The organism is Solidesulfovibrio magneticus RS-1 (assembly GCF_000010665.1).
In the GTDB taxonomy this organism is placed as follows: domain Bacteria; phylum Desulfobacterota; class Desulfovibrionia; order Desulfovibrionales; family Desulfovibrionaceae; genus Solidesulfovibrio; species Solidesulfovibrio magneticus.
On the sequence record NC_012796.1, the window covers coordinates 5,076,045 to 5,097,985 of the forward strand.

A 21,941-nucleotide genomic window follows, 5' to 3' on the forward strand; every position below is an offset into this window, starting at 1 on the left:
TTTGCCCTGTTTTTCCCTTGCCCCCGCGCCCAGGCCCAGCCGCCCGGAAAGGCCGCCATCCCGGCCTAGGTCCGGCCGCGCGCCGTTTCCCGCTATACCTCGCGGGACGGCGTCGGCCCAGGGAACATGCCCCGTTTTTTCGGGGTTCGCGCGCGTCTGCCGCCTGACGTCGGCTTGAGCGCCAGGGCAGAGGCGCGCCCAAAGCAAGGGAAAACCATGTCCAACGATTCCATCCGGCCGACGAGCCGGCTGCGCCGCATTGTTTTTGGCAAATCCATCAACCTGGGCGACCAGTCCATCTTCCACAATCTCTCCCTGGTGGCCTTTTTCGCCTGGGTGGGCCTTGGGGCCGACGGCCTGTCCTCCTCGTGCTACGGTCCGGCCGAGGCCTTCCTGGCCCTGGGGCAACACACATTTTTGGCCGTCTTCGTGGCCCTGGGCACGGCGCTGACCATCGGCGTCATCAGCGCCGCCTATTCCCAGATCATCGAGCTTTTCCCCACCGGCGGCGGCGGCTACGTGGTGGCCTCGCGGCTGTTGTCGCCCAAAGTCGGCATGGTCTCGGGCTGCGCCTTGCTCATTGACTATGTCCTGACCATTACCTTGTCCGTGGCCAGCGGGGCCGACGCCGTCTTCAGCTTCCTGCCGGCCGCCTTCCTGCCCTACCGCCTACCCACGGCCGTGGCCGGCGTGGTGGCGCTCATTGTGCTCAATCTGCGCGGGGTCAAGGAATCGGTCATGACCCTGGTGCCCATTTTCATGACCTTCGTGGCCACCCATGCCGTGGCCATCGGCTACGGCGTGTTCGCCCACCTGTCCGACATGCCGGCCCTGGCCGCCCGCCTGGGCCAGGACGTGACCGCCGCCCGCAGCGAACTCGGCGGCCTGGGCATGCTGCTTCTGGTGCTGCACGCCTACAGCATGGGCGCGGGCACCTACACCGGCATCGAGGCCGTATCCAACGGCCTGCCCATCCTGCGCGAGCCGCGCGAAAAAACCGGCAAGCGCACCATGCTCTACATGGCCCTGTCCCTGACCCTGACCGTGGTCGGCATCATCACCTGCTATCTGCTGTTCGACGTGCGGCCCCAGGACGGCAAGACCCTCAACGCCGTGCTGTTCGAAAACGTGGTGGCCGGCTGGGGGCCCGACCTCGGCGGCGGGTTCGTGCTGGTCACCCTGGTTTCCGAGGCCCTGCTCCTGTTCGTGGCCGCCCAGGCCGGCTTCGTGGACGGGCCGCGCGTGCTGTCCAACATGGCCCTGGACCGCTGGCTGCCGGCCCGCTTCGCCTTGCTCTCCGACCGTCTGGTGACCCAAAACGGCATCCTGCTCATGGGCGTCTCGGCCTTGGTCCTCATGGTCGTCTCCCACGGCTCGGTGGATCTGCTCATCGTCCTTTACAGCATCAACGTGTTCATCACCTTCGTGCTGTCCCAGCTCGGCATGGTGCGCCACTGGTGGGAGGTGCGCGGCCAGCGCGTGGCCTGGAAAAAAGGCCTGCTTCTCAACGGCCTGGGCCTGGCCCTGACCCTGTTCATCCTGGTCATGGTCACCTGGGTGAAATTCTTCGAGGGCGGCTGGGTCACCATCCTCATCACGGCGGGGCTGGCCGCAGCCGCCCTGGGCGTCAAGCGGCACTACGACCGGGTCGGGAGGCAGATCAAGAAACTCGATGTGCTGCGGGCCGTTGTGGACCCGCAAAATCCCTACACCCCGCCCATTCCCGTCAATCCCGAGCCAGCCGGCCAGCCGGATCTTGGCGCGCCCACGGCCGTCATCTTCGTCAACGGCTTCAATGGCCTTGGCATCCACACCCTGCTGTCCACGGTGCGGCTTTTCGGCAAGGACATCAAAAACTACGTGTTCGTGCAGATCGGGGTGGTGGACGCGGCCGTGTTCCAGGGCGCGGCCGAGCTGTCGCGGCTCAAGGCCGGCATGCAGCGCGACCTGGAATCCTACGCGGCGGTCATGCGCGAGCGCGGCTTCCACGCCGAGGCCCACTGGGCCGTGGGCACGGACATCGTGGCCGAACTCACGGAGCTGGCCCCGGCCCTGCGCGAACGCTTTCCCAGGGCGATCTTTTGTGGCGGCCAGCTTGTCTTCGAGAAGGAAACCTTCGTGACGCGCCTGCTCCACAACTACGTGATCTTCGCCCTCCAGCGCCAACTCTACCGCATGGGACTGCCGTTTATTATCATGCCCGTGCGCCTGGACCTGCCGGAGTGGTTCGCCGACTGACACGCGGCAAGTTTCTTCCGGGCCGGCGGTTCCTGCGTCGGCCCGGCCATACCCTGCCCAGCCTTTTCCCAAACCCGACAAGGCCTTGGCGGCAGCCCATCCCGGACGCCATTGCAGCCATCTGATAATACACTGGAATAGCGGCTATTTTCACCATCAAAAGACGCCCCGGCGCGGCCGACTCGCCGCTGGCGAGGCCCGTGCGCCAGCCCGAAAAAAATATCCCACGGCCTGGCGCGGCCTTGGCGAGGGAGGGCAATTTCCGGCCCGCGACACCCCCTTGCAATCGTTTGCTCCGGGCGTATGACGGATGCGGCTTGGGGAAGTGTCGGGGTCGTCCCTGCCCTGCGCGTTGGGGAGCGCGCGGGGGTCCGCAACTTCGTTATCATACTGGCATCGTTAAAAAATGACCTATCCATCCGCCTGGGAGCTCGTGCGTGGCATCGAGCCCATGTCCCTTTGCGATTGGCCGGGGCGACTGACCGCCGTGCTGTTTTTCGGCGGCTGCAACCTGCGCTGCCCCCACTGCCATAACGCCGCCCTGGCCTGGACGCCGCAAGCCGGCGCCGCGCCCCTGACCGAAAAGGCCGTACGCCGGTTCGTCGAAGCACGACGCCGCTGGCTCGACGGGCTGGTCATCACCGGCGGCGAACCCACCCTGACCCCGGGGATGCCCGGCCTGGCCGCCGCCGTGGCCGCCTCGGGGTTGCCGGTCAAGGTCGACTCCAACGGCCTGCGCCCGGACGTCCTGGCCCGCCTTCTGGAAAGCCACCCGGACATTTACCTGGCCGTGGACGTCAAAGCGCCCTTTGCCAAGTACCCGCTGGTCACCGGCGGCCTGGCCGAGGCCTCCGACGCCGCCAAGCGCCTGGGCGAGGTCTTCGCCCTGGCCACGGCCCATCCCGGGCGCATCCAATTTCGCGCCACCCGCGTGCCCGAACTGACGGACGACGACATCAGGGAGGTGGAGTCGCTGCTGCCGCCCGGACACGCGTTGACCATCCAACCGTTTCGACCGCTGCCGCGCCGCAGGGAGGAGAAGGCCGATGCCCAAGCAAATTCGCAAGCGTGACGGATGCCTGGAAACCTGGTCCAGCCAGCGGATCGCCCAGGCGATCCTCAAAGCACTCAAGGCCAGCGGCATCCAGGACCCGATCCTGGCGGCGCGCCTGGCCGGCAAGGTCGAGGGCAAGCTTGAGGAACTCGGCAACGACGTGCCCGAGCAGGAGCATGTCCAGGACGCGGTGGAGCTGGTGCTCATGGAGTCGCGGCTTTTCGCCGTGGCCCGGCGCTACATCGTCTACCGCGAAAAACGCCGGGAGCTGCGCGAGCAAAAGGCCGCCTTCCTCGACATCGCCGACGTCATCGACACCTATATCGCCAAGACCGACTGGCGGGTGGCGGAAAACGCCAACATGAACCACAGCTTCCAGGGCCTCATGCTCCACCTGTCGGGCACGGTGCAGGCCCGGTACGCCCTGGAAAAATATCCCGAGGAAGTGCGCGCCGCCCACGAGCACGGCTATTTCCACATTCACGACCTGTCCTTTGGCCTGGCCGGCTACTGCGCCGGCTGGAGCCTGCGCGACCTCCTGCTCGAAGGCTTCAACCTCGCCGGCCGCTCCTGCGCCGGACCGCCCCGCCACTTCGACACGGCCCTGGGGCAGATGGTCAATTTTCTGGGCACCCTGCAAAACGAATGGGCCGGAGCCCAGGCGTTCAACAACGTCGACACCTACCTGGCCCCCTTCATCCGCCAGGACGGCCTGACCTATAAAGAAGTCAAGCAGGCCATGCAGAAGTTCGTCTTCAACCTCAACACCACCTCGCGCTGGGGCGGCCAAAGCCCGTTCACCAACCTCACCTTTGATCTTTCCCCGCCCAAGCACTTGGCCAATGAGGCCGTCATCATCGGCGGCAAAATGCAGGACGCCGTCTACGGCGACTTCGGGCCGGAAATGGCGATGATCAACAAGGCCTTCCTGGAGGTCATGGCCGGGGGCGACTACGACGGCCGCATTTTTTCCTTCCCCATCCCGACCTACAACGTCACCAAGGACTTTCCCTGGGACTCCGAGATCGGCACGCTGCTGCTGGAGATGACGGCCAAATACGGCGCGCCGTATTTCCAGAACTTCATCAATTCCGACCTCTCGCCCGAGGACGTGCGTTCCATGTGCTGCCGGCTGCAGATGGATTTGCGCCAGCTGCGCAACAAGGTGGGCGGGCTCTTCGGGGCCGGCGACCTGACCGGGTCGGTGGGCGTGGTGACGCTCAATCTCCCCAAGTTGGCGTTTCTGGCCCAGGGCGAGGAGGATTTCCTGGATCTTGTGGCCGAATACGCCGAGCTGGCCAAGACGGCCCTGGAATTCAAGCGCAAGATGATCAGCGACAATCTGGAGCGGGGGCTTTTCCCCTGGACCAAGCGCTACCTCAAAAACGGCTTCAAGGGCCACTTCTCCACCATCGGCTTGGTCGGCGGCCACGAGGCCTGCCTGAACCTGCTCGGCAAGGGCATCGAGACCGAGGCCGGGGTGCGGCTCATGACCCGTATGCTGGAGCATCTGCGCGAGGTGACCTCGCGCTTTCAGGAAGAGACCGGCAACCTCTACAACCTCGAGGCCACGCCGGCCGAGGGCACAAGCTACCGGCTGGCGAAAATCGACAAGGCGCTGTACGCCGACATCAAGGCCTCGGGCAACGGCACGCCCTACTACACCAATTCCACGACCCTGCCGGTGGGGCTGTCGCGCGACGTGTTCGCCGCCCTGGAGCATCAAAACAAGCTCCAGCCGCTCTACACCGGCGGCACAGTGTTCCACACCTACCTGGGCGAAGCCGTGGCCGACGTGGAGGCGCTCAAGTCGTTTATCGTCAAGGCCTTCACCATGACGAAGATTCCGTACCTCTCCATCACGCCGACGTTTTCGGTGTGCAAGGAGCACGGCTACGTCAAGGGCGAGCATTTCGAGTGTCCGCAGTGCGGCGCGCCCTCGGAAGTGTTCACGCGCATCGTGGGCTATTACCGGCCGGTGTCCTTGTGGAACAAGGGCAAGCAGGCGGAGTATGCGGAGAGGCTGACGTACGGGGAGATTTGCTAGCGGACGCGGGGCTTCCCGGACCAAGGAAAACGCTTTGACCGCCGGAGACGCAGGACGCGTCTCCGGCGGTTTTTTGTTGCTCGCCGGCCGCTGTCGGCCCCTGGACAGCGTTTGCCCCATGTGCTTGATTGGCGAGCATGGAACGCGCGCAAATCCAGTCCGTCGCCGACGCCATCGTTCGGGCCTTCGCCCCCCGCCGCATCATCCTTTTTGGCAGCCATGCCCGGGGCGAAGCCAAGCCGGACAGCGACATCGACCTCTACGTGGAGATGGAAACCGATCTGCGCCCGCCGGCTCGTGCCGCCGCCATCGCCGCCCTGTTCGGGCTGCGCACCTGGTCCATGGACGTGCTGGTGCATACGCCGGAGGAAGCCGCCCGGCTGTCGCGACAACCGGCGTCGTTTCTTTCGCGCATCCAGGCCGAAGGCGTGGTGCTCCATGAACGAACGTGACGCCACCGTCCGGCGTTGGCTGGCCAAGGCCGAAAACGATCTCCTCAATATTCGCAACAACCTGCATGCGCCCCGGGTTCCCTGGGATACGGTGTGTTTTCATGCCCAGCAAGCAGCGGAAAAATACCTCAAGGCTTTTCTGGTAGCCCAGGACGTGCCGCCGCCGCGCTCCCATGATTGCATCGCGCTGCTGGCCTTGTGCACGGGCCATGCGCCGAAACTGGCCGCCTTGGAAGCGGCATGCCGCCGTCTGACCTACTTCGGCACGGCCTCCCGCTACCCCGACGACCTCTACGAACCGGACGAGGAAGATGGAAGAAACGCTTTCGGGGCCTCGCTTGAGGTGCAACAAGCGATTCTTGCCTCATTAAAATTCATATAACAACCGCCACGTGCCGGAAGGCTGTGCCCGGCGCCCTCCCCCTTGCCTCGCCCTTCCCTGCCGCGCTACATGTCGTCAACAGGACGCCCTGTCGCGTCCGCGCCCTTTCACCCCGCTAACCAAAGGATTCCGCCATCGCCGCCAAAGTCGAAGGCAACATCGTCGGGCTCAAGCCCAGCCAGCTCAAAGCCCTGGAACGCCTGGGCACCCGCCGCTATCCATCGGTCGGCGGCTACACCGTGGACCAGGCCCGGGAACTCGCCGCCATCTCCTACGGCATCGGCCGGCAGGTCGGTCTGCTCATCGACCGCAAGGGCCGGCCGGCCCATATCATCGTCGGCAGCCAAAAGGGCATCCTGATCCCCGAACTCGACCGGGCGCGCTTAAGCGCCGGGCGACTTCGCGGGCTGCGCCTGCTCCACACCCACCTGGCCGGCGAGGGCTTAAACGAAGAAGACCTTACCGACATGCTGTTTCTGCGCCTGGACTCCGTGGCCGCCCTGACAGTGGACGGCATGGCCCAGCCGGCGACGCTGCACATGGCCCATTTGCTGCCGCCCGGTGCCGGCGACGCGCCCTATGACGTGCTGCCGCCGCGCCCCTTTGACCGGGTAGAGGAAGATTGCAATGCCCTGGCCGAAGCCCTGGAAGCCGAGCTGGCCCGCGAGGGCGAGCGCATCGACGCCCCGGGCAAGGCGGCCTCGGGCCGGGAAAAGGCGGTGCTGGTCAGCGTTGCCACCGCGCCCAAGGCCGTGCAGGACGCTTCTCTCGACGAGCTGGCCGCCCTGGCCGACACGGCCGGGCTGGACGTGCCGGAACGGGTGGTGCAGCGCGTGTCGGCCATCAATCCCAAGTTTCTGCTCGGCAAGGGAAAACTCGCCGAAATCGAGATCGTGGCCCTGCGGGCCGGAGCGTCACTGCTCGTCTTCGACGGCGAACTCTCGCCCTCCCAGATCCGCAACCTGGCCGAGGTGACCCAGCTGCGGGTCATCGACCGCACCCAGCTGATCCTGGACATCTTCGCCCAGCACGCGGCCACCCGCTCGGGCAAGCTGCAGGTCGAGATGGCCCAGCTCAAATACCTGCAACCGCGTCTGGTGCGCCAGGATCGAGCCATGTCGCGGCTCATGGGCGGCATCGGCGGCCGGGGACCGGGCGAGACCAAGCTCGAAGTGGACCGGCGGCGCATCCGCGAACGCATCGGCCGCATCAAGGACGAACTGAAAGAACTGCGCAAGCGCCGGGCCGCCGCCCGGGCCGGCCGGGCCAGGGCCGGGCTGCCGGTGGTGTCGCTTGTCGGCTACACCAACGCCGGCAAATCGACCCTGCTCAATACCCTGACCGGCAGCGCCGTGCTGGCCGAGAACCGGCTTTTCGCCACCCTGGACCCGACCAGCCGCCGGCTGCGTTTCCCCAGCGACCACGAGATCATCCTGACCGATACCGTGGGCTTTATCCGCGAGCTGCCCAAGGAGCTCAAAGAAGCGTTCCGGGCCACCCTGGAGGAGCTGGAAGCGGCCGACCTGCTGGTGGCCGTGGCCGACGCCTCCCACCCCGAGGTGGAAGCGCAGGCCGCCGCCGTGGCCGACATTCTCCAGGAAATGGAGCTTGGCGACACGCCGCGCCTGTTTGTACTCAACAAGTGGGACGCTGTGTCCGAGGAGCGCCGGTGGGAGCTGCGCAACCTCTTTCCCGAGGCCATCGCCCTGTCGGCCAAGACCCGCGACGGGCTGTCCGAACTGACCGAGGCCGTACTGGCCCGGGTGCGTAGTGGGCCGGGGGTTCGGGTGGGACGAGCGGAGGGGGCGGAAGACGCTTCCACGGACGAGGGGATTCCCGAGCCTTCCGCAACGCCGTAAGACACGACGCCGGGGCAGAGCACTCGCCGAAGCGCTGCACTCCTCCCCCCTAGAAAAGGACTCTTCCAACTCGCGGCTTGAAAAGGACCTCCATGGCGACAAGCTTCCCTCCCTGGCTCATCTGGTTTGTGGTCGGCCTTGCCGTTTCCTTGTCGGAGCTGGTTCTCCCAGGCTTTGTCATCCTTTTCTTTGGCCTGGGATGTTTCGGCGCCGCCGTCCTCGCGGCCGCCCTTCCCGACGCCTATGCGGCCCAGGTGGCCACGTTCATCGTGGTCACCTTACTTTCCCTGGCGACCCTGCGCAAAATGGCCATGCGCGTCTTCGTGGGAAAAAGCGAGGCGGCCCCAGGGGAGGAACGGGACCAGAATTTCGTCAAGGCCCGGGTCGTCATCGACCAAGACCTTGCCCCAGGCCAGGAGACCCAAGTCCGGTATCGTGGTTCCGTCTGGAGAGCCCGTGCGACGGAACACCTCACCGCCAACACGGAAGTTGAAATTGCGGGTTTTGACCATGCCGACAAGTCTTGCCTTATCCTGAAGGTCCTCAAACCATCTTGAAAGGAGCTTCTCCCATGACGCCTTCGCTGCTTGCCTTGTCCGCCGTCGCCATCTTCGTCGTCATTGTCCTGCTCAAAGGCGCGGTCATCGTGCCGCAAAAGAGCGAGGTCATCATCGAACGCCTCGGAAAATTCAGCCGCAAGCTGGAGGCCGGTTTCCATATCCTTATCCCATTTATCGACCGCGCCGCCTACACGTTCAGCCTCAAGGAACAAGTCATCGACATCCCGCCCCAGGTCTGCATCACCAAGGACAACGTCAGCGTGGAGATTGACGGCATCGTGTACCTGGAGATCCAGGACGCGCAAAAGACCGCCTACGGCATCGACAACTATCTGCGCGCCGCCACGCAAATGGCCCAGACCACCTTGCGCTCCGCCATCGGCAAGATCGACCTGGACAAGACTTTTGAGGAACGGGAAAAGATCAACGTGGAAGTCGTCACGGCCATCGACGAAGCGGCCATGACCTGGGGCGTCAAAGTCCTGCGCTACGAGATCAAGGATATTACGCCCCCGGAGTCGGTCAAGCGGGCCATGGAAGCGCAAATGACCGCCGAACGGCAAAAGCGGGCCGATATCGCCGCGTCGGAAGGCTTGCGCCAGGCCATGATCAACCAGTCCGAAGGCGAGAAGCAAAAAAAGATCAACGAGGCCACGGGACAGGCCGAACAGGTGACCCTGATTGCCGAAGCCGAGGCAAAAAAGATCGACCTCATCGCCGCAGCCACGGCCGAAGGCATCCGCAAGGTCGCCCTCACCCTCAAGGAGGCCGGCGGCATGGAGGCGGTCAACATGCGGCTTGCCGAACAATACATCACGGCCTTCGGCAACCTGGCCAAGACCAACAACACCATCCTGATGCCGGCCAACGTCGCCGATGTCGCCGGGATGATCGGCGCAGCCATGGCCACGGTGAAGGAAGTCAAGGACGTCAAGACCGCCTGAGCGCCGTATCCATGCCCGCCCCTGCGGCCTGGGCCCGTTGGCGTGCTTGCCGCCCGACAACGTTGTGGCGAGGCAGCCCGCTTATTGCGCCAAGCAGCTCTTGAGAAACTCCCGAATCGCTTTCCAATACTGCGGATTGTCGATGATGTTGTTGTGGGTGGCGTGGGGGATGACCTCGTAGGTCTTGGGGCCGGGCCAGGCGGCGGCCAGACGCTCGGACCGGACGGGCTTGATAAGGGTGTCGTCGCCGGCCACCAGAAACAGCGTCGGAGCCGAGACCTTGGGCGCATCCGCCGTGGTGTCGAAGGGATGCTTCATAAGAAGCCGCACCGGCGCGTAGGGATGCCCCTCCTGGCCCACGGCCAACAGCGAATCGTAGGGCGTGACGAGAATCACCCCGGCGACCGGCCGGTTGGCCGCGACGTAAGCGGCCACGCCGGACCCGAGACTGCGGCCCATGACCACGATGTGGCCGTCCGGGACAAGTTTTTGGGCCAGGGCGTCGTAGACCGCCAGGGCGTCGGCCTTGACGCTTGCTTCGCTGGGCTTGCCCCCCGAGCCGCCGTAGCCCCTGTAGTCCACACCGGCAACGGACACGAACCGCAACTCATTTGGCGACCACAGGAAAAAACCGGTCTGCTCCTCAAGGTTGCCGGCGAAATACAGCACCGCCGGCAGCGGTTTGCCGTCCTTCACGCGCGGCAGGTAGTAGCCGGTAAGCGCCGTGCCGTCCCCGGCCGTCACCGTGAAGGGTTCCAGACGCGGATAATAGCGCTTGATTTCCTCGACACGGGCCGGATCGGCCACCTGTCCCGGAAAGACCATGCCGTCCTGGGCCAGATAGAGCATGACGCAGTAGCCCAAGTAGGCGAGCATGGCGGCCAGACCCACCACGGCGGCGATTTTCATGGCGATCCCCGTTGTCTTCATGGGGCCATATGACCGCACATACCCTCCTTGCTCAAGGACTAAATACCCCTCGGAGAACCGTTCCCGTCGATTGCCTGATCCCGGCATCGAAGGCAAACACCCCATTGACCCATTCAATACAGCCCACTACAAATATGTAATGTAACGATTGTTTTTTACAGCGTCTTCATTGACAAGCTTACCTTTTATTTTGTAATAATTTTATTCGTGCAACTTTTCTAACACTTCGCAGTCTCCTGAGACACAAGAAGCCTTAAAATCACAACACCAGGAGGACTATTCCAATTCATTCTTGCGCAAAAACCGAGGCCACTTTGCCACACTACAGCCGGCGAAAAAACTGATTTTTATCGTGGCTTCTCAGTATTTATTATACACAAAAGTCATGGCGCTACAAAAATAAACAGCAACGTTATTTAACAGCAGGAGCCACCGCCACATGTCAGCAACAGGATTCGTTGTAATCTTCGGCCTTATTGTACTTTTTGGGATCCTTCTCAAGCGTCTCAGTGAAATAAAAATCCCAAAAACAGCCGATCCAGAGAAATTTCGTTCACATTATCACACTCTGCCCACAGGATTCGGCTATTTCCATTATTTTGATCGCACAGGCTACGCCATAAACATAACTGAAAAACAAATTCTCCTGATTTTGAACGACATACCCTTACAGTATCCGATTTCGGCCATCCGCGAGGTCAAAAAACTCTGGGTAACACCAGGTAAAACCATAGTTCATGGAAAAAAAGATCTGTCGACGAGCGTTTCCGTGAGCGCCCACAACGCAAGAATGGCACGAGATGCTTACGACGACAGCGGATTATTTTTGCATCTTGCTGACATCAATTTGCCCACGGTCAATATCAAATTTGCAAACCCAGCCAGTTTAGACAGGTCTTACGAAATCTTTCTTCAGGCCATGGAGGGCGTACTCCCCGAGGATACGACCTCCGGGACCGAGGCGGACTCCAGCGACGGTTCCGTAGAGACGCTTCGCCAACGCCGCAAAGCCCAGGGGCTGTGCATTCTTTGCGGCGGCCCCCTGAGCTCGTCCAAGGAACAGGTCCTGGGATATTGCAAAGTCTGCGCGAATAAATAAGCACTACACGCAGCATTGTGTACGCACCTCCATAAGGAATAATATCATGCGCCCCATGTCTGCTTTACTCGTCCTCTGTCTCCTCGCCTTGACCTGCGGCACGGCTCTGGGTGCTGAACAGTTCCCAAACGGCTACAAAGAGTTGCGCTTTGGCGACAAGCCGCCCAAAACTTTTGTCCTGGCTGATACGGTTTTTGATGCCACTTCGGCCAAATCACAGCGCAATCCATGGAAAGTGTATGCCAGTCCTGCCGGAAGCGACCCCGATTTCTTCGGCTTCCCGACCAGCGAAACCAAGTATGAGTTTTGCCAAAACAAGCTCAACAGGGTGTGCTTGACCTTCACAACCAAGGACATGGAAAATATCGCCGCAACGATCAGCCAAAAGACCGGGACAAAACCGATAATCGACAAGCGCGATGATACGTTGACCAAAGATTCGTACATGTCCTACCGCTGGAGCAGCAAACACTGGGCCGTGCATTTGACTTTTGCGCTCAAAGCAAAAGTACTGACTGGTGAAATCGTGTCCCTCGACATAGGCGACGCATGCGAGCCAGACTAATTCGACTCCCTTAGCCACAGGACAAGACCGCCCGGGATAACGGTTTCCACAGTGGCGGCGCTGCTGAAAACATCGTACCCCGCCTGTAACCGCACACAAAGCCACGCCCGGCTGCTGCTTCGAAGGACTCGTCAGCAGCAGCCGGGCGTGGCTTTTGCGCCTTCCCAACAAGAAAAATCCAGGGTGCGAACTCCGGGAGACGTGGACGGTTGCTACCGCCCCCGGGCCTGGTAGCGGTTGATGCGTCGCTCCAGGTAGCGGGAAAATTCCGTCAGACAGTAGCAGATGACGAAATAGAGCACCGCGATAGTGATGAAGATTTCCGTTGGCGCGGTCAGCGTGCGGTTGTTGACCTGGGTGGCCGCCTTGGTCAGCTCGTTGACGCCGATGATAAAAGCCAGCGAGGTGTCTTTCGTCAAGGAAACGAACTGGTTGACGAAAGACGGGATCATGTTGAACAGCGCCTGGGGCAGGATGATGTGGGTCATGGCCTGGAAGTGGGACAGGCCCGTGCCGCGCGCCGCCTCCATCTGGCCCTTGGGCAGGGCCTCGACCCCGGCCCGCACGATCTCGGCGATGTAGGCGCTGGTGAAGACGATAAGCGCGATCAGCGCGCTTTCGGCCTCGGGCAGGGTGTGGCCGAAGACCACCGGGGCCAGGAAGTAGAACCAAAAGACGACCATCAAAAGCGGCGTGCCCCGGATGATCTCGATAAAGCCCATGGCCGGCCAGCGCAGGGACGGCTTTTTGGAAATGCGCATGAGCCCGACGCCAAGGCCCAGCCAGAAGGCCCCGAAAATGCCGCCTACGGCCAGGATGACGGTCATGGCCAGACCGCCCAGCGGCCCCTTGGGATAGGCCCCGATCAGGAAGTAGTCGAAATTGCGAAAAACGATGTCCCAATGCATGGCGCGCCTCCTACCGTGACCGCACGTGCAGCACGCGGCGGTTGTAGAGGTTGACGCCCAGGGACACGATCAAGGAAATCGTCAGGTAAATCAGCGTGGACACGGTGAAGGCCTCGAAGCCGTGGAAGGTGTGGGCCTCGATCTGCCGGGCCATGTAGGTCAGGTCCATGACGCCGATGGTCATGACCAGGGACGAGTTCTTGATGAGGTTTAAGAACTGGGAAATCAAAGGCGGGATGATGACCCGGAAGGCCTGGGGCAAAATGACGTAGGCCATGGCCTGGAGAAAGGACAGGCCGCAGGCGCGCGAGGCTTCGAGCTGGTTCTTGGGGATGGAAAAGATGCCGGAGCGGATCTCCTCGGCGATAAAGGCGGCGGTGTAGACGGTAAGCGCGATGACGCCGCAGGCGAACTCGAAGTCGCGGGCGTAGAGCCACTGGTTGACCGCTTCAGGCAGCACGCTGTAGGAGCCGAAATACCAGAAAAATATCTGTACGAGCAGTGGCGTGTTGCGGAAAAATTCCGTGAAGGAGGCCGCGAACCAGACCAGCGGCTTCACTTTGGACAGCCGCAACACGGCGATCACCGTGCCCAGCGCCAGGGACAGCACGATGGAGATGCCGGAAATCTGCAGGGTCACGCCCAGACCCGACAGGATCCACTGGCCGTACTCCCCGCTGACCACCTGGCCGAAATCGAATTGATACGCCAAAGACTCATCCCCGCTTGGCGGCCGGGGCGGACCCCGGCGCAAGTGCGGCCGGGAGGATTCCTCCCGGCCGCAGGTCACTCAGGAAACGCGTGTCGCCGACTAGGGCCAAAGCTCCATCTTCCAGGTCAGGGGCAGATAGTCCTTGGTGTCCTTGCCGAACCACTTGTCGTAGATCTTCTGGTATTCGCCCTTTTCCCACATGTCCATGAGGGCGGCGTTGACAAAGTCGCGGAAGTCGGAGTCGTTTTCCGCCACGCCCAGGCCGTAGGGCTCGGGGGAAATGTACTCGCCCACGATGTCCCAGGCTTCGGGCTTGTCGTCGCTGTTCTTGATGCCGACCAGGATGGACTCGTCGGTGGTCACGGCCTGGACCTTGCCCTGCTTCAGGGCCAGGAAGGCCTCGGGGTAGGTCTCAAAGGAAATCACGGTGCAGTCGGGCTGGGCCTTCTTCACGTTCTGCTCGGAGGTGGAGCCCTTGACGGAACCGACTTTCTTGCCGGCCAGATCGGCCACGGACTTGATGCCGCCGTCCTTTTTCACGAGCAACTTCTGGCCGGTCATGAAATAGGTGATGGAGAAGTCGACCTGATCCTCGCGCTCTTTCTTGTGGGTCATGGTGGCGGCCACGATGTCCACGGCGCCCTGGGTGAGCATGGGGATGCGGGTGGAGGAGGTAACGGGCTTGAGCTCCAGCTTGGCGTTTAAGCGGGTAGCCAGGGCCTGCATGAGATCGATTTCAAAGCCCACGATCTGGTTGGTCTTTTCATCCACGAAGCCGAAGGGGCGCTGGGAGTCCTTGACGCCGGCGACGAGGGTGCCGCGGGATTTGATGTCGTCGAGCTTGCCGGCCAGGGCGGGCATGGCCGCAACGAGGGTGAACAGGCAGGCGAGAACGGTAAGCCGGGCTGCTTTGCGCATGGAAGCCTCCTTCAGGCGTTTTGATGGTTTGCGGGCGTCGCCCGCGGACGGACTACAGGATTTCCTTGAGGAATAGCCGGGTGCGCTCGTGCCGGGGATTGCGGAAGAATTCCAACGGCGGCGCGCTTTCGACGATTTCGCCATAATCCATGAAGACCACCCGGTCGGCCACTTCCCGGGCAAAGCCCATTTCGTGGGTGACGCACAGCATGGTCATGCCGTCGCGGGCCAGGTCCTTCATGACGTTTAAGACTTCGTTGATCATTTCCGGGTCCAGGGCCGAGGTGGGCTCGTCAAAGAGCATGACCTTGGGCCGCATGGCCAGGGCCCGGGCGATGGCCACGCGCTGCTGCTGGCCGCCGGAGAGTTCGGCCGGAAATTTTTTGGCCTGTTCGTGGATGCCCACCCGCTCCAGCAGGGCCAGGGCCAGTTCCTCGGCTTCCTTGCGGGGCGTCTTTTTGACCTTGACGGGGGCCAGGGTGATGTTTTTGAGCACCGACAGGTGAGGATAAAGATTGAACTGCTGGAACACGATGCCGATGTCGCAGCGCAGCTTGTTGACGTCGACGTCGTCGCCGTGGATGTCGTGGCCGTCGAACAGGATATGTCCCTGCTGGTATTCCTCCAGACGGTTGACGCAGCGGATAAGCGTCGATTTGCCGGACCCGGACGGGCCGCAGATGACGAGCACTTCGCCCTGGTCCACGGAATCCGTGATGCCCTTGAGCACGTGGTAGTCGCCGTACCACTTCTGAACATTATGAAATTCGATCATGGCCATAGGGCAGCAATTCCTCTCGGGCAAAACGGATTTTGACGCCCTGCCGCAGCGGCAAAAGGCAAAACGGCAAGACGCACCCGGAATGCCCGAGCCTGCGCGAATTGTCCGCTTTTGTCAATCCATGCCGCCGGATTGGCGACTCCTCGACACCTCCCCGGACCCTGCCCCACCCGGGGCCGAGGCCGGACCCGACGGCTACTGGCCGCCAGTGGCTGTCGGCAGGGCGCTTGGCGGGCCAAAGGCCTCGTCCATGGCCTGCTCGAACTGGCCGGCGGTGAAGAGGTCGCGAAGGACCAGGGGGCGGGAGGCGGCCTCGCCGGCCGGGAAGAAGGCGGCCACGGGGATGGACTGGCTGCCAAGGGCCCGCAGCAGGGCCATGGCCGGCGGGGTCTGGCGGGTGAGGTCCACTTTCATGAAGACGGCCTTGTGGCGCTTGCCCCACTGGGCCACCCGGGGCGGCGTCAGGACGGTGCGCTCCAGGAGCTTGCAGGTGGGGCACCAATCGGCCGTGAAGTCCAGCACGAGGTTGTCCTTGCCCTGGTGCGCGGCAAAGGTCTCGGGGGTGTAGGCCACCCATTCGGCCTCGGCCTGGGGGGCGTAGGTCAGGGCAAAGGCCAGGCCGCCGCCGGCCACGGCCAGGGCGGCGACGCCCATGACCAGGCCGCGAAAGGCGGATTGGGCATGGTGCATGCGGCCAAGCAGCGTGGCCCCAATGGCCGTGGCCCAAAACGCGCCCAAGGTCGGCAGGATGCGCCCGGGCGGCAGGAGCGCCAGGAAATAGAGACAGGTGCCGGCCAGCAAAAAGGCCATGACCCGCTCCAGGCTTTGCATCCAGGCTCCGGGGCGCGGCAGGAGACGCACGAGCCTGGGCCAGATGGCCAGCACGCCGTAGGGCGAGGCCATGCCCAGGCCAATGGCGGCGAACACGGTCATGATGACGTGCTGGGGCTGGAGCAGGGTCCAGGCCAGGACGCCGCCAAGAAACGGGCCGCTGCACGGCGTGGCCAGAAGCGTGGCCAGGGCGCCGGTCAAAAAGGCCCCGCGCCGGGTGTGGCCCCGGCCGCCGGAGGTGATCTTGAGATCGACCACGGGCAGATGGAACACCCCGAAAAGGCTGAGCGCCAGGGCGAACAGCACCACGGCGGCCACAATGGCTAGGGACGGCGACTGGAACATCTCGCCCCAGGCCATGCCAAAAGCCCCGAGGATGAGGCTCAGGCACAGGAAATAGGTGACGATGCCCAGGGCGAAAAAGAAGTTGTGCTCACGCAGGATACGCCGCCGCTCCTGGCGGCCCTCCTCGCCACTGATGGCCAGAAGCCCGGAAAGCTTGAGGCTCACCACGGGCAGCACGCAGGGCATGAAGTTGAGCACGAAACCGGCGGCAAAGGCCAGCAAGGCGGCCTTGAGCAGGCCGCCGACCTCCAGGGCCGGGGTGAAGGACCGGGGGGCGAGCTTGGGCGTTTCCGGGGCCGGGGCCGGGGCGGCCGGGGCGGCCGGCGGCGTCGGATGCAGGGAGGCGGTGAGCCCCGGGTCCGGGCAGGCGGTCAAGGGCGAGGCTAGGGAGGCGTTTCGCAGGGCCAGAAACAGCGGCCACCAGGGCTGGCCCTCGGCCGGCGGCAGGGAGGCCGGGTCCGGGCCGGCCAGGGGCAGGGACACGGCCAGGGCCGACGGCCAGCAGCTCGTGTCCGAGCAGGAAAAGACCCGCACCTCGCCGGACAGCAGCGGCGCGGCCGCCGCTTCGGCCGAAAGAGGCACGAAAATCGGGGTGCGGCCCTCGTAGACCAGCACGGTCTTGTCCGGTTCCAAGGGATCGGGCGTGGGCGCGCCGGGAGGAAACAGCGCCGCCGCCGCCGCGCCACCGGCGGCCAGGGCGGCCCGGGCCGATTGCCCGGATTCGGCCGGCCCCACGGCGTAGGCGTGCCAGCCCGGGCCGGAAACCAGGGTCAGCACGGCCAGCATCGGGCCGGAAGGATCGCCCTTGGGCAGTCGGTACAGGGCCGTTTCCAGAACGGCCGGCAATTGCTCCTGGGATGCGGCATCCGGGCCGCCGACCGGCGGCGACGCGGCCGCGTCGGGCGCGTCGACAACCGGCGTGACGGCTGAGGGCGGCGACAGGGGCTGCTCCGTCGCGGGGGCGTTAGGCGACGGCGCGCCGGCCAACGGGGCGGGCGAAGCAACAGCGTCCGGGCTGGCGGCCGGGGCGGATTGCGGAACAGCGGTTTCAGGCGAGGGCGCGGCTTTGCCCGGGGAACGGGTCGCGGCGGCAGGCTGGACCGCCTTGCCCGGCGCGCCGCCGGCAGCGACGGCCAACCGGACGGACAGCCCGGCCTGGGCCAGGCACAACAACAAAAAAACGGCCATCGTCGGAAAGGCCAGCAAGCGAAGCCGGGATGCGGTCCTTGGGGCGACCGCTTGGTCAGGACGGCCAAAGGCCGGGACGCTCGTTGCTGCCATGTCGGCCAGATGCGCCGCGTCCCCCGGGCCAAAGCCCCGGGAGCGGCGGGCGGCGCGCGTGATCACTCGAAGCAGAACTCCAAAGTGAAGTCCCCATGTTCGGTGGAAAAGGGAATGGCCACCACCGGCCCGGAGGTAATGTGGCTGACGGTGTGGTTATCGCCGAAGATGACCGTCGGCGTGGACGAGGACAGGTTGAGGCCAAGCTGGCTCAGACCCGCCCGGGCCTGGCCGGAAATCATGTTGGTGATCTCGCCCACGGCGTCCTTGGCGTCTTGAATGATGTCGGAAATGTCGTCGCCAAGCATGTTTTTCACCACGGCAACGGCACACTTCTTGGAGAAGCTGATGGAGATGCTGCCGTTGCGGTCGCCGGTGAGGCCCACCACGGCGGAAACATCGCCGGCAGCAGCCGACACTTTTTTGACATAGGGCTTGCCAGGCTTGGGATCAAGCTGCGCCATCATGGTCAGCACGTGCTTGGTGGCGTCGACAAAAGGCTTGGCTACTTCGGCGTCGGTCGGTTTCATGCGTGTCCTCGGGGTGCCTTCGGGCAGATGGCGCGCGGTCGGCGCGGCAACGATATCCGTATCGCTTCAGGCATTACATCAAAACCCGCGCCCCTGTCACTAGCGAGAGGAGCAGGCAAGCCAGCGGAAATACGCCTTGCCAGGGACCAGTGGATTGCGTAGTTTCAATAAGGAAAGGTGCTGTTTTGATAGCCAAAATGTATATAAATCCAACAGCTTGCCGTAACCTTGGCGCGACTGCCGCAGCAGTCTGCGACTTCCCGGGCCAAGGCTGGACAGGGCGCCATGCCTAGGCACGCCCAGGGATATGGCGCGTCCGGGGCCAGGGCTGCCGGTGGCGTTACCGACTGGCAGGCCTTGGAACTGCAGCTGAGTCGCACCCGCGTGCTGCTCCAGGAAATCCTGGTCCATCTCCAGGAAGTGCTCAAAAGCCTGCGCACGACCCGGCCCGGGGCGACCGGGTTCTCCGGCCGGACGGATTCGGCCGGCTCGCGCCCGGGAAACGCCGCAGGCCATGCCCGTTTTCGCGCCCAGACGGCCCAGGCCGCCGGGGCGTCCGACCGTTTTTCCGCCAGTCGCACCCAGTCCGCCGCCGGAGCCTCGGCGGCCGGTACCTCGGAGCGTTTCCGGCATAAGACCCGACCCCATCACGAGACCACGTCCCAGGCCGCCGGCCCGTCCGCGTCCCACAACGCCGGCCAGGGCGGTTTCGGGGCACGCGCCACTTCGACTGCCGGAGCCGGTTCGCGGGAACAGACGGCTGGCCCGGGAGCCGCTTTCACCGGCAACGCGGCGGGACGTGCTGGGGCCGCAAGCGCCGGTTCGGACCGGACCGGCCAAAACACGTTTCGCGCCCAGGCCGGAGCCCACCGCGAACGCCCCCGCCCCGAGGGGACCTTCCGAACCCAGGCCGCCGGCCCCCAAGCCGAGGCCCGCACGGAATCCCGAACCCATTTCCGCCAGCAGCCAGGCTTTGCCGGAACCACCACCGGCAGCGCCGGCCGAGACACGGCCCGGGAAGCCTCGGCCGGACAAGGCACGGCCGGAGCCTCCTCGCAACAGCGCACGGCCGGCACGTCGGGCCAGCATCGCACGGCCGGCAACGCCTCGCAGAACCGCACCGCAGGCGCGTCCTCACAGAACCGCGCCACGGGCGCGTCGGGCCAAAGCCGCACGGCCGGCCCTTCCCGGCCCCATGCCCGGCCGCGCCCTGAACGGACCGCCCAGGGATTTCGACCCGACGACGACCGCCAACACCGCGCCCGGGAGATCGCCCGCCGCAGCGGCATGAACCTCAAATGCGCCTACGAGATCCTCTGCCTGGACTATCCCTGTTCGGTGGACGAGATCAAAAACGCCTACCGCCACATGGCCCGCCTGCACCACCCCGACCTCGGCGGTGACGAGGAAGCCATGAAGGACGTCAACGTGGCCTACGAAATGGCCATGCGCTTCTCAGCCGGCCGCCGCACGGCCACGGCCTGGGCCGTCTAGCGTCGCATTTTCCGATGAAGAATGCCTCCGGCGGCCGGGGGCCTGAGGCCCCCGGACCCCCCATCTGGAAGAAAGGTTTATAAAGCTGCCGTCCCGGACGGGGAGTGGCTGGACGTTGTCCGGCTTGCGTGGACTCCTGTGTTGCAGAACCTGCAACGCAAGGAGCGTCCCATGGCCCAAGGCTTTCCCCTGACCGCGTCCCTGGCCGCCGAGTACCGCGACCTGTTTCGCACGTCCCCCATCCGCCCCGAACGGGCCGCCGAGACGGCCCGGCTGGCCCGCCGGCTGGCCGAGACGGCCCGGAAGGCCCGCTATGCGGCCGTGGGGACAGGCCTTGGCCTGCCCTGGCATGTGGTCGGCATCCTGCATCTGCTGGAATCGGGCGGGGATTTCACGCGCCACCTGCACAACGGCGATCCGCTGGCCGGACGCACCGTGCGCCTGCCCAAGGGCCGCCCGGCGGCCGGGCAGCCGCCTTTTACCTGGGAGGAAAGCGCCCTGGACGCGCTGGTCCTGGCCGGGCTGGACGCTTGGGAGGATTGGAGCCTGGCTGGCACGGCCTACGTGTTCGAGGGCTACAACGGCTTTGGCTATCGCCGCCGCCGGCCGGCCGTGCCTAGCCCCTATCAGGCCGTTGCAAAAAGCTGTTTCCGGCTATTCTCCCCCGCAGATGACGGCGATGGGCATGATTCCACAGCATCGTCCTTCGACCACCATGACGATGGCCAAATAGGCCATTGAGGGATGCTGATTGGGCCAAATGAGCGCAAGCCAGGCACTGGCCCAGCCCCTGGGGGTGCCATGGCCGGTCTTGACCCGCATCAGCAGGCCGAGATTGAAACCGGCCACATGGAGCAGATACCGTTTCTGGATGTTCTCCCGTCCCCGGAGCCAGACCCGGCGCATACCGCCAGACCGGTCCAGCGTATGCTCGAAGCTTCTTTCGACCAGTTCCGTCCGCTGTTTTCCCATGGCCTTCCCGACCATCGACGATATCCGGATTCGGTTGTTGTACACGGCGCGCCGCGCCTCATGATCGCCACGCCAGGAGTTCAGGCCGTTGCGCTTGGGTTCGGCGATTCTCGTCCGCCATGGCCCTCCGTCCAGGTCTTTGAGGACATCCCGGGAGAAATAGCCCTTGTCCGCGACCAGTTCCGCAGGATCGTCCGGGCATGGCGGTGTGGAAGTGACCCGTCGCAAACTTTCTTGAGCGGCTTTCAGCGTCTTTTGCAGAGTCGAAGTGTCCCCCTTGTCCGCTTCATGCACCTCGACCGCCACGACCGCGCCGGTGTCCAGGTCCACCGCGTGCTCCGGCTTGTACGCCAGATGCGTTCGGCCATCCTTCATCTTGGCGATCTTCGCCTCGGGATCGACCTGCGACTGCCAGTCCTTGTTCGAAAGCGTCTTGCCGACGCGCTTGCGGTCCATGCGAGCCAGATCCTCATCCGTCGGAGAGTCGATGCCGCTCTCCTTAGCCATGCGCAGGAGCATCTTGCGGTAGCTCTCACCCGTGTCCCGGCGCACGATGGTTTTGAGCGCCGCGTTGGCCTCCATGGTCGAAGCGTCCACGCCAATGCGGCCTCCAAGGACCAAGGCATCCTTGCTGAGCAGCTTGAGAACCCAGGTGAAAACCTCTTGGTGGGTCGCCAGCGGCAGACGGGACCGTGTCCGACTGAGCGAGGAATGATCCGGCACAGACTCCTTGGGCGAAAGCTGGAGAAAATCCCGGAGGGAAAGCGAATCGGCGCAGCGCCACTCAATGCCGCGCTCGCTGTCGATGCCCTCGAAATACCCCACGAGGTGCATCCGAAAATACCGGCCAGGCGGAATGGAGGGACGCCCCTTGTCGGAATAGAAGGGCTTGCACAGCTTCTCGGCGAAACCATCGAAGGCGGCTTTCCGGAGAGTCTGCTGGAGACGATCGTAAAAAGCGTGCCCACGAGACCGAGGAATCTCATCCCAGGCCAGATACATCGTCCCCTGCTGATCACCCTGACGGCCAAGCCCCATC

Annotated in this window: 20 protein-coding genes; 12 read left to right on the forward strand and 8 right to left on the reverse strand. The window is 64.1% G+C overall.

The annotated features are described in order from the left end of the window. Positions 1 to 216 precede the first annotated feature (216 nt). The 8 genes from DMR_RS21090 (at position 217) to DMR_RS21125 (ending at position 9,536) form a co-directional block, all read left to right on the forward strand. Positions 217 to 2,238, forward strand: a complete 2,022-nt coding sequence (locus DMR_RS21090; protein WP_015863078.1) for an APC family permease — start codon at positions 217 to 219, stop codon at positions 2,236 to 2,238. Between the two features lie 406 nt (positions 2,239 to 2,644). Next, positions 2,645 to 3,310, forward strand: a complete 666-nt coding sequence (locus DMR_RS21095; protein WP_015863079.1) for an anaerobic ribonucleoside-triphosphate reductase activating protein — start codon at positions 2,645 to 2,647, stop codon at positions 3,308 to 3,310. Beyond that, complete coding sequence (locus DMR_RS21100; RefSeq protein ID WP_015863080.1) at positions 3,285 to 5,339, forward strand: ribonucleoside triphosphate reductase; 2,055 nt, start codon at positions 3,285 to 3,287, stop codon at positions 5,337 to 5,339. Before DMR_RS21095 ends, DMR_RS21100 begins: the two co-directional genes overlap by 26 nt. A 137-nt stretch (positions 5,340 to 5,476) precedes the next feature. Continuing rightward, positions 5,477 to 5,791: a nucleotidyltransferase domain-containing protein gene (locus tag DMR_RS21105; RefSeq protein WP_015863081.1), complete on the forward strand. Its 315-nt coding sequence runs from the start codon at positions 5,477 to 5,479 to the stop codon at positions 5,789 to 5,791. Beyond that, positions 5,778 to 6,173, forward strand: coding sequence for a HEPN domain-containing protein (locus tag DMR_RS21110; RefSeq protein WP_015863082.1), 396 nt, complete (start codon positions 5,778 to 5,780; stop codon positions 6,171 to 6,173). Before DMR_RS21105 ends, DMR_RS21110 begins: the two co-directional genes overlap by 14 nt. 239 nt (positions 6,174 to 6,412) lie before the next feature. After that, on the forward strand, positions 6,413 to 8,032 hold the full coding sequence (hflX, locus tag DMR_RS21115) for a GTPase HflX (RefSeq protein ID WP_015863083.1): 1,620 nt from the start codon (positions 6,413 to 6,415) through the stop codon (positions 8,030 to 8,032). Between the two features lie 128 nt (positions 8,033 to 8,160). Further along, positions 8,161 to 8,589 (forward strand): NfeD family protein, encoded by a 429-nt coding sequence (locus DMR_RS21120; RefSeq protein ID WP_232502848.1) that lies wholly within the window; start codon positions 8,161 to 8,163, stop codon positions 8,587 to 8,589. A 14-nt stretch (positions 8,590 to 8,603) separates the two neighbouring features. Then, positions 8,604 to 9,536 (forward strand): SPFH domain-containing protein, encoded by a 933-nt coding sequence (locus tag DMR_RS21125; protein WP_015863085.1) that lies wholly within the window; start codon positions 8,604 to 8,606, stop codon positions 9,534 to 9,536. Positions 9,537 to 9,617: 81 nt separating this feature from the next. On the opposite strand, the gene DMR_RS21130 is transcribed toward DMR_RS21125, so the two are convergent. After that, the gene (locus DMR_RS21130; protein ID WP_043602110.1) at positions 9,618 to 10,445 is read right to left on the reverse strand and encodes an alpha/beta hydrolase; all 828 of its coding nucleotides are present in this window, start codon (positions 10,443 to 10,445) and stop codon (positions 9,618 to 9,620) included. Between the two features lie 460 nt (positions 10,446 to 10,905). Between DMR_RS21130 and DMR_RS21135 the strand changes: the two genes are divergently transcribed. After that, the gene (locus DMR_RS21135; RefSeq protein WP_043601320.1) at positions 10,906 to 11,565 is read left to right on the forward strand and encodes a DUF4755 domain-containing protein; all 660 of its coding nucleotides are present in this window, start codon (positions 10,906 to 10,908) and stop codon (positions 11,563 to 11,565) included. Between the two features lie 46 nt (positions 11,566 to 11,611). After that, positions 11,612 to 12,130 carry a hypothetical protein gene (locus tag DMR_RS21140; protein WP_015863087.1) on the forward strand — a complete coding sequence of 173 codons (519 nt, stop codon included), beginning with the start codon at positions 11,612 to 11,614 and terminating at the stop codon, positions 12,128 to 12,130. A gap of 212 nt (positions 12,131 to 12,342) precedes the next feature. Here the strand turns inward: DMR_RS21140 and DMR_RS21145 are convergent, their stop codons facing one another. The 6 genes from DMR_RS21145 to DMR_RS21170 form a co-directional block, all read right to left on the reverse strand. Next, positions 12,343 to 13,038, reverse strand: coding sequence for an amino acid ABC transporter permease (locus DMR_RS21145; RefSeq protein ID WP_015863088.1), 696 nt, complete (start codon positions 13,036 to 13,038; stop codon positions 12,343 to 12,345). Between the two features lie 10 nt (positions 13,039 to 13,048). Beyond that, positions 13,049 to 13,750, reverse strand: a complete 702-nt coding sequence (locus DMR_RS21150; protein WP_043602113.1) for an amino acid ABC transporter permease — start codon at positions 13,748 to 13,750, stop codon at positions 13,049 to 13,051. A gap of 99 nt (positions 13,751 to 13,849) precedes the next feature. Next, a complete protein-coding gene (locus DMR_RS21155) occupies positions 13,850 to 14,668 on the reverse strand; it encodes an ABC transporter substrate-binding protein (RefSeq protein WP_015863090.1) in 819 nt (272 codons plus the stop codon). Between the two features lie 52 nt (positions 14,669 to 14,720). Next, positions 14,721 to 15,449, reverse strand: coding sequence for an amino acid ABC transporter ATP-binding protein (locus DMR_RS21160; protein WP_015863091.1), 729 nt, complete (start codon positions 15,447 to 15,449; stop codon positions 14,721 to 14,723). Between the two features lie 195 nt (positions 15,450 to 15,644). Further along, positions 15,645 to 17,813 (reverse strand): protein-disulfide reductase DsbD family protein, encoded by a 2,169-nt coding sequence (locus tag DMR_RS21165; protein WP_232502849.1) that lies wholly within the window; start codon positions 17,811 to 17,813, stop codon positions 15,645 to 15,647. Between the two features lie 155 nt (positions 17,814 to 17,968). Further along, positions 17,969 to 18,436 (reverse strand): chemotaxis protein CheX, encoded by a 468-nt coding sequence (locus DMR_RS21170; protein ID WP_006922406.1) that lies wholly within the window; start codon positions 18,434 to 18,436, stop codon positions 17,969 to 17,971. A gap of 285 nt (positions 18,437 to 18,721) precedes the next feature. On the opposite strand from DMR_RS21170, the gene DMR_RS21175 reads away from it, so the two are divergent. Both DMR_RS21175 and DMR_RS21180 read left to right on the forward strand, forming a co-directional pair. After that, positions 18,722 to 19,930, forward strand: a complete 1,209-nt coding sequence (locus DMR_RS21175) for a DnaJ domain-containing protein (protein WP_043601322.1) — start codon at positions 18,722 to 18,724, stop codon at positions 19,928 to 19,930. 171 nt (positions 19,931 to 20,101) lie between these two features. After that, complete coding sequence (locus DMR_RS21180; protein WP_193763665.1) at positions 20,102 to 20,671, forward strand: hypothetical protein; 570 nt, start codon at positions 20,102 to 20,104, stop codon at positions 20,669 to 20,671. Here the strand turns inward: DMR_RS21180 and DMR_RS24005 are convergent. Beyond that, on the reverse strand, positions 20,585 to 21,940 hold the full coding sequence (locus DMR_RS24005) for a transposase (RefSeq protein ID WP_012749736.1): 1,356 nt from the start codon (positions 21,938 to 21,940) through the stop codon (positions 20,585 to 20,587). The genes DMR_RS21180 and DMR_RS24005 overlap by 87 nt on opposite strands. Position 21,941: the final 1 nt, after the last annotated feature.

What these genes read in the sequence shown, in the direction of transcription:
- DMR_RS21180 (WP_193763665.1), top strand. Translation starts at nt 20,102, where the DNA reads ATGGCCCAAGGCTTTCCCCTGACCGCGTCCCTGGCCGCCGAGTACCGC.
- DMR_RS21145 (WP_015863088.1), bottom strand. Translation starts at nt 13,038, where the DNA reads ATGCATTGGGACATCGTTTTTCGCAATTTCGACTACTTCCTGATCGGG.
- DMR_RS21105 (WP_015863081.1), top strand. Translation starts at nt 5,477, where the DNA reads ATGGAACGCGCGCAAATCCAGTCCGTCGCCGACGCCATCGTTCGGGCC.
- DMR_RS24005 (WP_012749736.1), bottom strand. Translation starts at nt 21,940, where the DNA reads ATGGGGCTTGGCCGTCAGGGTGATCAGCAGGGGACGATGTATCTGGCC.
- DMR_RS21175 (WP_043601322.1), top strand. Translation starts at nt 18,722, where the DNA reads ATGCCTAGGCACGCCCAGGGATATGGCGCGTCCGGGGCCAGGGCTGCC.
- DMR_RS21125 (WP_015863085.1), top strand. Translation starts at nt 8,604, where the DNA reads ATGACGCCTTCGCTGCTTGCCTTGTCCGCCGTCGCCATCTTCGTCGTC.
- DMR_RS21140 (WP_015863087.1), top strand. Translation starts at nt 11,612, where the DNA reads ATGCGCCCCATGTCTGCTTTACTCGTCCTCTGTCTCCTCGCCTTGACC.
- DMR_RS21170 (WP_006922406.1), bottom strand. Translation starts at nt 18,436, where the DNA reads ATGAAACCGACCGACGCCGAAGTAGCCAAGCCTTTTGTCGACGCCACC.
- DMR_RS21165 (WP_232502849.1), bottom strand. Translation starts at nt 17,813, where the DNA reads ATGGCCGTTTTTTTGTTGTTGTGCCTGGCCCAGGCCGGGCTGTCCGTC.
- DMR_RS21100 (WP_015863080.1), top strand. Translation starts at nt 3,285, where the DNA reads ATGCCCAAGCAAATTCGCAAGCGTGACGGATGCCTGGAAACCTGGTCC.
- DMR_RS21095 (WP_015863079.1), top strand. Translation starts at nt 2,645, where the DNA reads ATGACCTATCCATCCGCCTGGGAGCTCGTGCGTGGCATCGAGCCCATG.
- DMR_RS21090 (WP_015863078.1), top strand. Translation starts at nt 217, where the DNA reads ATGTCCAACGATTCCATCCGGCCGACGAGCCGGCTGCGCCGCATTGTT.
- DMR_RS21110 (WP_015863082.1), top strand. Translation starts at nt 5,778, where the DNA reads ATGAACGAACGTGACGCCACCGTCCGGCGTTGGCTGGCCAAGGCCGAA.
- DMR_RS21160 (WP_015863091.1), bottom strand. Translation starts at nt 15,449, where the DNA reads ATGGCCATGATCGAATTTCATAATGTTCAGAAGTGGTACGGCGACTAC.
- DMR_RS21155 (WP_015863090.1), bottom strand. Translation starts at nt 14,668, where the DNA reads ATGCGCAAAGCAGCCCGGCTTACCGTTCTCGCCTGCCTGTTCACCCTC.
- DMR_RS21130 (WP_043602110.1), bottom strand. Translation starts at nt 10,445, where the DNA reads ATGAAAATCGCCGCCGTGGTGGGTCTGGCCGCCATGCTCGCCTACTTG.
- DMR_RS21135 (WP_043601320.1), top strand. Translation starts at nt 10,906, where the DNA reads ATGTCAGCAACAGGATTCGTTGTAATCTTCGGCCTTATTGTACTTTTT.